Source organism: Flavobacterium sp., assembly GCF_043720215.1.
Lineage (GTDB): Bacteria > Bacteroidota > Bacteroidia > Flavobacteriales > Flavobacteriaceae > Flavobacterium.
The window spans coordinates 1-8,661 of the sequence record NZ_JAYSSZ010000204.1 but is presented as its reverse complement, the minus strand read 5'-3'; the positions used below and the strand labels follow the sequence as shown (position 1 = coordinate 8,661).

The following is an 8,661-nucleotide window of genomic DNA, read 5'->3' as shown; positions in this document are numbered from 1 at the left end:
TTTTTATTTTTAAGAAACAGGAAATTAAATCTAGGTTTTCGTAAAATAAATTGGGTTATATTTCTTCTTGGAATAGAAATTTTATCTGGAATAGCGATGTATTATTTAGATTTTCCTTTTGGTAGTCAACCTATACATTTAGTAATTGCTTCACTTCTTTTTGGAGTTCAGTTTTATTTATTTTTGGAAACAAAAAATAGCAATAGAAATAATCTATACTAAAATCACAATTGATTTAAATTCATATAGTTATAATTGTTTATATGATTAAGTACTTTAGTTTTATTTTATCCTATCCAAGTTTTAAAATCTTGTACTTTTTCTCGGCTTACTATTACTTCCTCTGCTTTATAAGTTGGCAAAACAACTTTTAATCTTGAGTTAGAATACAATACAATTTCTTTGATTGACTTGAGAGGAATGATAAATTTCCGACTAACACGAAAGAAATTTTTTAAATCTAATTCTTGTTCTAAAACTTCTAATGTGCTATCTATTAGATAATCTCGATTGTCTAATGTGTGAATATATGTTCCCTTGTTTTCGCTATAAAAACATTCAATTTCATCTGTTGTAATTACTTTGAGATGTTGCCCAATTTTTACTGTAAATCGTGTTTTATAATTCTTATCAAACGGATTAGTTAGCATTTTTTTTATTTCTTCAAAATCTAACTTTAATGATTCTTGTTTTGGTAAACGTGCTTTAAATTTTGAAACTGCAATTTCCAAATCATCTTCATCTATGGGTTTCAAAAGATAATCGATCGAGTTTAATTTAAAAGCTCTCAAGGCATATTCATCATATGCTGTTGTAAAAATTACAGCACTTTTTATTTCAGATTTAGCTTTGACAAAGTGTTCAAAAATCTCGAACGATAATCCATCAGATAATTGAATATCTAGAAATATTAAATCTGGGTGTTTGTTTGCTGAGAACCAAGATATTGCTTCTTCAACTGAATGTAGCATCACTCCTATCGGAATATTAAGTTTATCAAGTTTTCTTTGCAATAATCTTGCGGCTGGTTTTTCGTCTTCTATTATTATTGTTGTCATTTTTCCGAGGTTCAAAGTAGCTAAGGTTCTGAGGTTCTGAGTACAAAATTTATGAGAATATAAGTTCAGTCTTTAAACTTATATTTGAAACAGTTGCAACTTTGAACCTTTGTATCTTAGATCCTTTGCAACTATTTTATTCCCATTTTTCTTTTTCGTCTTTTTCTATAAGTTCTTGAATTTTCTTTTCTTCCCATTCTGATCCAAAAAATAAATTCTTACCAAAAACAGACAATGCATGCGCAACTAAACCTATTCCCCAAAAAAATGCAGTAAAGAAATTTTCTTTCTTAAAGTAACTCTCTCCAATTTCTAAATTTTGAATATTTATAATAACAATCATGATATTTATAATCACATAAACTGTTAAATGTGTGTAGAATCCTTTGATTTTTTTTACACGTTTCAAAGCATCTTTGTAGCGTATTTCTTCTAATTCTTTGTTTTCCATCGTTAGTGTTTTTTGGTGTTTTCTTGTTGCATATATTCTGCAATTTTTCTTTGTTCCCAATTTTTACCCAGAAAAGGTATATAATTAAAAACCTTCATTGCATGAAAAGCTATTCCTATTCCCCAACCAAAAAATGACCATAAGAACCATAAATATTCTGGAGAAGTAATCAAATTAATAACTAAAAGTACAATATTTACTAATATGAAGGAAATTAAATTCTCATAAAATCCTTTTATTTCATCGACTTGCTTTTTTGCGGCAATATATTTTTCTATTTTATATTGATTTGTTTCCATGTTTTTTCTTACAATTACTTATTTAAACTCATTATTGCCATTAATTAATTGATTTATTTTTATTTTCTAAAATTTCTTGTATTTTTTTTTCTTCCCATGCTTTTCCCAAAAATGGAATCAAATTAAAGATTTTCATCGCATGAAAAAATAAGCCAATTCCCCAGAAAAAAGGAACATAAAAAGCATGCCATAGGGTTTCTCCTTCGTCTATATTTTGAGTTTTAATTACTATAATTATGCAATTGATTATTATATAATATATTAAATGTGAATAAAACCCTTTTATGCCTTCAACTCTTTTTTTAGCATTAATATAATCTACAAATTCTGATTTATTTATATTTTCCATGATTAATTCCATTTTTGAGTTTTATTTTTTTTATTTAAGATTTCTCTTATTTTCTTTTCTTCCCATGTTTTTCCATATCCAAATGTTTCAAAAGCATGAAATGTAACACCCATTCCCCAACCTAACATAGGAAACCAAAACCACTGAAAACCAGAGCTTGTATTTAAGTTTACAAAAATTAATATTGGAATGACACAGCAGTAAGATAATAAGTTACCATAAAATCCTTTCAATTTTTCTACACGTTCTTTTGCTCTCACATAAGACATGTTTTTATTTTCTACATTTATAGTTTCCATAACTGAGATTTGTTTTGTTAATATTGGTATTTTTACGCTAAATGAGTTTTCATTTTGTTCTATTAGCACTTTTCTATTAGATATAATTCCATATCGATTAATAATATTTTGCAAGCCAACTCCTCTCCTATCTTGCAAAACTTCTTTCTTCTGAAAATTATTTTGAATAATTAAATAATCACCTTCAATAAAAATCTTAATATGCAATGGTTTTTGTTCCGAAACTACGTTATGTTTTACGGTGTTTTCTAATAATAATTGCAACGATAACGGAACAACTTTAGCGTCTGGATTAATATTATCTGTTGGTAATACGTATGTCAAACTATTTTCGAAGCGCATTTTGAGCAAATTCATATAGGTTTTGGCAAATGCAAGTTCTTCATCTATCGAAACAAGTTCTTTGTCTTTTTGTTCTAAAACATATCGATAAACTTTAGATAATGAGGTCGTAAATCGTTGCGCATTTTCTGGGTTTTCTTCTATCAAAGAACTCAAAACATTTAGGCTATTAAACAAAAAATGAGGATCTATTTGATTTTTTAAGCTCTCGAACTTTGCGTTTGCTGTTCCAGCAATAATTTTTTGTTCTTTTAATTTGTTTTCTTGATACCATTTGTACAAATAAATAAAATGAACAATCAATAAAATAATGAATGTAAAAATGGTTGAGATAATATAGTTTGAAGATTTTTCATTTTTCAAAAATTCACTTAAAGTTTTGCCTTCAATAACAACATTTTCAAAAATTCGTAAAAGAAAAATGACAAATAAGGATAAAAAAAATGATGAAACAAAACCTATCAATATTCTTCTTTTGGAAAAGCCTTCTTCTTTAAAAAACTTATCTAAAAAGGTGAATAAATATGCATTGCCAAAATATAACGAAATACTGTAAAGCAAAGTATATAAAAGCGTTGATACCATTTTTTCGTTAAAGGCAACTTTATTTCCGTTTAAAAAATCAATTAAAATAATAATACAGAAAATGGTAAAACCTATTGCAAAAGCTCTTGGAAGTTGTCTAATATGTTTATTGCTCGTCATCTTTTTTTATGTGTTATTTACAACCCTTCAAAACTTCTGTAGCTCTATCTAATCCCCATTTTGGAGAAAAAGGTGTTTCAGGCTTAAATTTAGCAAATAAATCGATTGATTTTCCTACTTGTCCGCATAATTGTTTTACATCGGCACCAGTCCATTTTGCTCCACCAATTTCAAAATCTGCTTTACACAAAACAACTCTGGGATTTTCTGGAGCTAACATACTTGCGTGCATATAAATTTCTGCAATTTTTGGAGAAAGTGTCATTCCGTAAGCCATTGGGTTAGAAACTAACAAAGCTGTTTTTGCCATGGCTTGTACTACTAAAAGTTCGGCATTGTTTGGATTTTTAGCTAATTCTATATCTAAAGCGGCGTTAGCTTTATCTAATAAAACGGTTACTTTATCTTTATTTGCTGGATTAAATGCTTCGGTTGTATTTACTAATGCCACATAGTAATTAGGCAACCAACTTGTCTTTTCTGCCGATGCAATACGCTCAAACATATCTGATGCTTCACCATTTTTTCCTTCTTCCCATAACTGAAAAGCTTTGCCCATTCCTTGCTCAAATTGTCCTTGTGCACATACTAAACTTGTTACAAATAATGCAATTGCGATAAATAATTTTGTCATAATTTCTACTTTTTAAATTGTTTTAATTTGATGTTGTTTTTAATTCTGATGTAAATTTATGCTGGTTATTATTGTTTTAAAATTGATTTTGACTGAACTGTTGTTTTTTCATGATGAATTGTAAAATTGATACTTCTTTTACAAATCCTTCAACTGATTGTCTTTTTTATCTTGACTAATAGTCCAGAAGAAACCTACAAAAAAGAAGCGATCAGCAGTTGGTGTTATTTCTTTTCGATTAAAAATTCCGTTACTTTCTGGCGTATTTTTATAATCATATCCATAAACATTTTTTGTACCCAGCACATTTGAAACCGATAAATATAAAATCTTTTGAGTAGTTAGCAGATAAGCCCAGCTAAAACTTAAACTATTGTAAGATTTAGTTTTTCCGTTCATAAATTGAGTCTCGTTGGGATTATTATAAGGTCGTCCCGAGCTAAAAGAGTTTGTTAGACCTAATTGTGATTTCCAATCATCAATCCAGTATTTTGTAACCAATGACAAAGTATGATCCGCAACAAAACTAGGTGTAACACTTGTTGAGAAGTTTTTGTAATCTCTTTGGGTATTTATATAAGAATAGGAAGCCCAATATTCTATATTTTTTATCGATTTTCCATCTCTCCAAAACAAATCTAATCCTTTTGAATAACCAAATCCATTGTTACTAAAAGATGAATTATATTGAGCAGTTGGTGTATCATATTTTACTAAATTACTATAATCTTTATAATATGTTTCGGCTCTAAAAGTTTGACCTTCTTTATTGTATTGAAAATTCAGAATATAATGTGATGCTTTCTCACTTTGGAACAAATTATTTTTAGAAAACTTTATATATTGTGCATTTGGAGTTTGTGTAAAATCGCCATAAGCAAATGCAAATTGACTGTTTTTTGCAATTTTATACGCAATAGAAATTCTTGGAGAAAGTGTGTTTTCTTTAAGCAAATTATTATTTGAGGCTCTTAAACCAATTTTAGCAGCAAATTTCTTAGAAAAAAACAATTCAGCTTCTGTAAAAACTGCAGCTATTGAATTTATATATTCAATAGATAAAGTTGCAGCAGTATTTGGTGTAAAATCTTCATTAAAATCAGTAATAAAATAATCTGCTCCAAAAGATAACTTTACTCTATCAGAAATAGATTTTTTAAATTTTAATTTATAATGAAATGAGTTTTCATCATTTTTGACGTCATCCAATATTAGTTTTATTTTGTTTTGGCTCAAACCATAACTCAAACCGGTTGTTATTTGCCAGTTTGCGCCAAATTTCCCTTTGTAAGAAGAGTTTAAATAAAAATTATTATTGTTTAAATTCACACGGATTTTATCTACATAGTTTATGTTTTCCTGATTTATATCAAATTTAGAAGCATCAAATGCAGCATATAATTTAAAAGTTCCGTTAGTAAACTTATATCTATAAATAGATTCCCCAGACAAAGACTGAAAAGGCTTATTCCACTCTACATTTTGCTTAATAACAGCTTGATATGGAGCTAAGTTTATATAACTAGCATTTATACTTAAGGAACTTTTTGTCCATTTTTGTGTGTTTCCAATTCCTAAACCAACAGTCATAAATGCCAAATTTGTTTTATTTTGATCAGGTTCATCTTCGGTATTTAATAACAAAACACTCGATAAAGCTTCTCCATATTCGGCAGAATAACCTCCAGTTGAAAACGAAATACCGCTAAACAAAAAAGGAGAAAACCGTCCACGAGTTGGCAAATTATTTGTAGTTGCTCCATACGGTTGTGCCACACGAATACCATCTACAAAAGTTTGAGTTTCGTCTGCTTCACCACCTCGCACAAAAAGTCTTCCATCCTCACCAACATTATTGGTTCCTGGCAAAGTTTGTAAAGCCGCAATAATATTCCCCGCAGAACCTGCAGTAGTAACAATGTCTAATGGCTTTAGAACCGAAACTCGCGCTTTATCTCCAGAATCTAGAGTTCCTGCTGTAATTACAACTGCGTCGAGTGTATTTACATTTTCTTTGAGTATGATAATTTGATTTTGAAAATTATTGGGTTGAAAGTTTATTTTTGATGTTTCATAAGCTAAAAAACTTACTACTAAAACTTGATTTTCTTCAGTTGTTGTTGCAAAACTAAATTCTCCGTTTTCGTTACTAGTTGCTCCATCATAAGTACCTTCAATAAAAATATTGGCAGCTGGAATAGGAAGATTCTTCTTATCAAGTACTTTTCCAGAAATAGTTGCTTGAGAAAATGAAGTAATTGATAATAATAAGATTGCGAAGTAAAATATTGGTTTCATACTATTTATTTTGATGATACAAAACTGCATCAAAACATATAAATATAAAATTTATAGTTACTGAATTGTAGAAATCTAAGGATGAATTGATTTTTGATTATTAATGATATATAAGATTGAAAAACACATATCTAATTAACTATCTAATTTTTAGGTTTTTAATTATTTTGTAAGGTTTTTTTTAGTAACTTTGATAATAACCTAAAAATAAAAATCTTATGAAAATAGCTACAATTATTATAAGAGTATTAATGGGAGCATTATTAATTTTTGCTTCGGCAATGTTTTTCTTAAAACTTGCTCCAGAACCCGAAACAACAGGAGCTTTTAAAGCATTTAATGTAGGTTTAATAGCTTCAACTTACTTAATGCCGTTAGCAAAAGCTCTTGAATTACTTTGCGGAATTTCCTATATATCTGGCAAATATGTTACGCTAGCAAATGTTGTAATATTACCAGTTACTCTAAATATTTTATTAATTAATCTATATATGTCACCAGAAAATTTACCTATTGGTCTCTTTCTTTTTTTAGGCAATTTATTTTTGATTTATAGATATTGGAATAATTATAAAAGCGTATTTACTGCATAAAAAAAATGCTTCCTAAATGGAAGCATTTTTTTTTATTTGTCTATAGAACCAAGAACTCGCTTCATAAAATCATTAAAGGCTTCTTTTTTATCTTTTCCGCCTTTGACCATTTTATGAACTTCAAGAGCTCCGTACATATTAGAGATTAACTCTCCTATAACGTCTAGCTCTTCATCTTTTAGAGATGAAACTTCAGTTAATGATTCTAAAACTTCAATGGTTTCAACTAGATAATCTGAATCATTTTCATCAATAAATTGAGTTAGATGTTTTATAATAGGTAACTTCATAATTAAATTATTTCGTTAACTAATTCATATAAAACGTCTGCTTTATTTGTTTGGGTTTCGTTTACTAATTTTCCGTTTACAAAAGTGGCAAAAGTTGGCAAATTACTAACATTTGCAAGTTTTCTTGATTCGGGAGAATTTTCAGCATCAACAAGAACGAATGAAATATTCTCATTTTCAGATGCTAATTTCTTAAATTTCGGCTTCATAATTCTACAATTTCCACACCAAGAAGCAGAAAATTGAACCACTACTTTATCGTTACTTGACACAATGTCTTGTAATGTATCTTCGGTTAATTCTATTAACATATTTTTAAATTTCAATAACAATATCAAAAATCAATGCCAATGAATATTACTTAAATTGCTATTAATATTGACTTTTGATATTGAAGTTATTTATTAGTTCATCGATAAGTAAGATGCAGTACTATTTCTATCGGCATTCATTGCTTCTTTACCAGCTTCCCAGTTTGCTGGACAAACTTCTCCTTTTTCTTGAATATGTGTATATGCATCAACCATTCGTAAATATTCGTTTACGTTTCTACCAAGTGGCATATCGTTTACACTTTCGTGGAAGATTTTTCCAGTTTCGTCAATTAAGTAAGTTGCTCTAAAAGTTACATTAGACCCTTCAACAATAATTGAATCTGTTTCTTCGCTATAACTTGTAGAATCTATATCTAAAATTCCTAAAATGTTAGATAAATTACGGTTTGTATCTGCAAGAATAGGATATGTTACTCCTTCTATTCCTCCGTTATTTTTCGGTGTGTTTAACCATGCGAAATGTACTTCGTTTGTATCACAAGAAGCACCTATTACAATTGTATTTCTTTTATTAAATTCTGGCAAAGCAGCTTGAAAAGCGTGTAACTCTGTTGGACAAACGAAAGTGAAATCTTTTGGATACCAAAACAATAATACTTTTTTGTTGTTTTTTGTAGCTTCTTCAAAAATGTTGATTTTTAAATTGTCTCCCATTTCAGAAATAGCATCTACTGCAATACTTGGAAATTTTTTACCTACTAATGACATAATTATTTGGTTTAAATATTATTTTAATTTGACGCAAAAGTAGTGCACAATGAACATTATTTACGATAGTTTGTAATTATATTTTCTTATTTGTAAATAGTATTTGTCTATATGAATTTAATCAAAATTATGATTACTTATTGTAAATTTGTTATAAGTCTAAAATCAAAATATCAAAAAAAAAATGGAAAATAACTCAAACGAAGGTAAATGCCCATTTTCTGGCGCAGAAAGTACTGGTAACAATCATATAGAAAAGGCAAAAATAAAACAGATGAATAGTAACGGACGGATTAATCG

11 protein-coding genes and 1 pseudogene are annotated in these 8,661 nt (G+C 28.5%); 2 read left to right on the top strand and 10 right to left on the bottom strand.

Features of this window, described 5'->3' with window-relative positions:
• Positions 1–222, top strand: a pseudogene (locus ACHZC3_RS09470) (heme A synthase); the annotation flags it as partial.
• A gap of 65 nt (positions 223–287) precedes the next feature.
• On the opposite strand, the gene ACHZC3_RS09465 reads toward ACHZC3_RS09470, so the two are convergent.
• The 7 genes from ACHZC3_RS09465 to ACHZC3_RS09435 form a co-directional block, all read right to left on the bottom strand.
• Positions 288–1,058: a LytR/AlgR family response regulator transcription factor gene (locus ACHZC3_RS09465; protein ID WP_394759621.1), complete on the bottom strand. Its 771-nt coding sequence runs from the start codon at positions 1,056–1,058 to the stop codon at positions 288–290.
• Positions 1,059–1,194: 136 nt separating this feature from the next.
• On the bottom strand, positions 1,195–1,509 hold the full coding sequence (locus ACHZC3_RS09460) for a 2TM domain-containing protein (protein ID WP_394759620.1): 315 nt from the start codon (positions 1,507–1,509) through the stop codon (positions 1,195–1,197).
• Positions 1,510–1,511: 2 nt separating this feature from the next.
• Positions 1,512–1,808, bottom strand: coding sequence for a 2TM domain-containing protein (locus tag ACHZC3_RS09455; RefSeq protein ID WP_394759619.1), 297 nt, complete (start codon positions 1,806–1,808; stop codon positions 1,512–1,514).
• Positions 1,809–1,848: 40 nt separating this feature from the next.
• Complete coding sequence (locus ACHZC3_RS09450; RefSeq protein ID WP_394759618.1) at positions 1,849–2,169, bottom strand: 2TM domain-containing protein; 321 nt, start codon at positions 2,167–2,169, stop codon at positions 1,849–1,851.
• Complete coding sequence (locus ACHZC3_RS09445) at positions 2,160–3,503, bottom strand: 2TM domain-containing protein (RefSeq protein WP_394759617.1); 1,344 nt, start codon at positions 3,501–3,503, stop codon at positions 2,160–2,162. The genes ACHZC3_RS09450 and ACHZC3_RS09445 overlap by 10 nt, the downstream gene beginning before the upstream one ends.
• Before the next feature lie 13 nt (positions 3,504–3,516).
• The gene (locus ACHZC3_RS09440; RefSeq protein ID WP_394759616.1) at positions 3,517–4,137 is read right to left on the bottom strand and encodes a hypothetical protein; all 621 of its coding nucleotides are present in this window, start codon (positions 4,135–4,137) and stop codon (positions 3,517–3,519) included.
• A 138-nt stretch (positions 4,138–4,275) separates the two neighbouring features.
• The gene (locus ACHZC3_RS09435; protein WP_394759615.1) at positions 4,276–6,435 is read right to left on the bottom strand and encodes a TonB-dependent receptor domain-containing protein; all 2,160 of its coding nucleotides are present in this window, start codon (positions 6,433–6,435) and stop codon (positions 4,276–4,278) included.
• Between the two features lie 218 nt (positions 6,436–6,653).
• Here ACHZC3_RS09435 and ACHZC3_RS09430 point away from each other — a divergent pair, with 218 nt between their 5' ends.
• Positions 6,654–7,028 carry a DoxX family protein gene (locus ACHZC3_RS09430; RefSeq protein WP_394759614.1) on the top strand — a complete coding sequence of 125 codons (375 nt, stop codon included), beginning with the start codon at positions 6,654–6,656 and terminating at the stop codon, positions 7,026–7,028.
• Between the two features lie 32 nt (positions 7,029–7,060).
• Here the strand turns inward: ACHZC3_RS09430 and ACHZC3_RS09425 are convergent, their stop codons facing one another.
• From ACHZC3_RS09425 to ACHZC3_RS09415, 3 genes are all read right to left on the bottom strand, one after another.
• The gene (locus tag ACHZC3_RS09425) at positions 7,061–7,318 is read right to left on the bottom strand and encodes a DUF6952 family protein (RefSeq protein WP_394759613.1); all 258 of its coding nucleotides are present in this window, start codon (positions 7,316–7,318) and stop codon (positions 7,061–7,063) included.
• A gap of 2 nt (positions 7,319–7,320) precedes the next feature.
• On the bottom strand, positions 7,321–7,629 hold the full coding sequence (locus ACHZC3_RS09420) for a thioredoxin family protein (protein ID WP_394759612.1): 309 nt from the start codon (positions 7,627–7,629) through the stop codon (positions 7,321–7,323).
• Positions 7,630–7,722: 93 nt separating this feature from the next.
• Entirely contained in the window at positions 7,723–8,361 is a 639-nt protein-coding gene (locus tag ACHZC3_RS09415; protein WP_091474548.1) for a peroxiredoxin, read from the bottom strand.
• Positions 8,362–8,661: the final 300 nt, after the last annotated feature.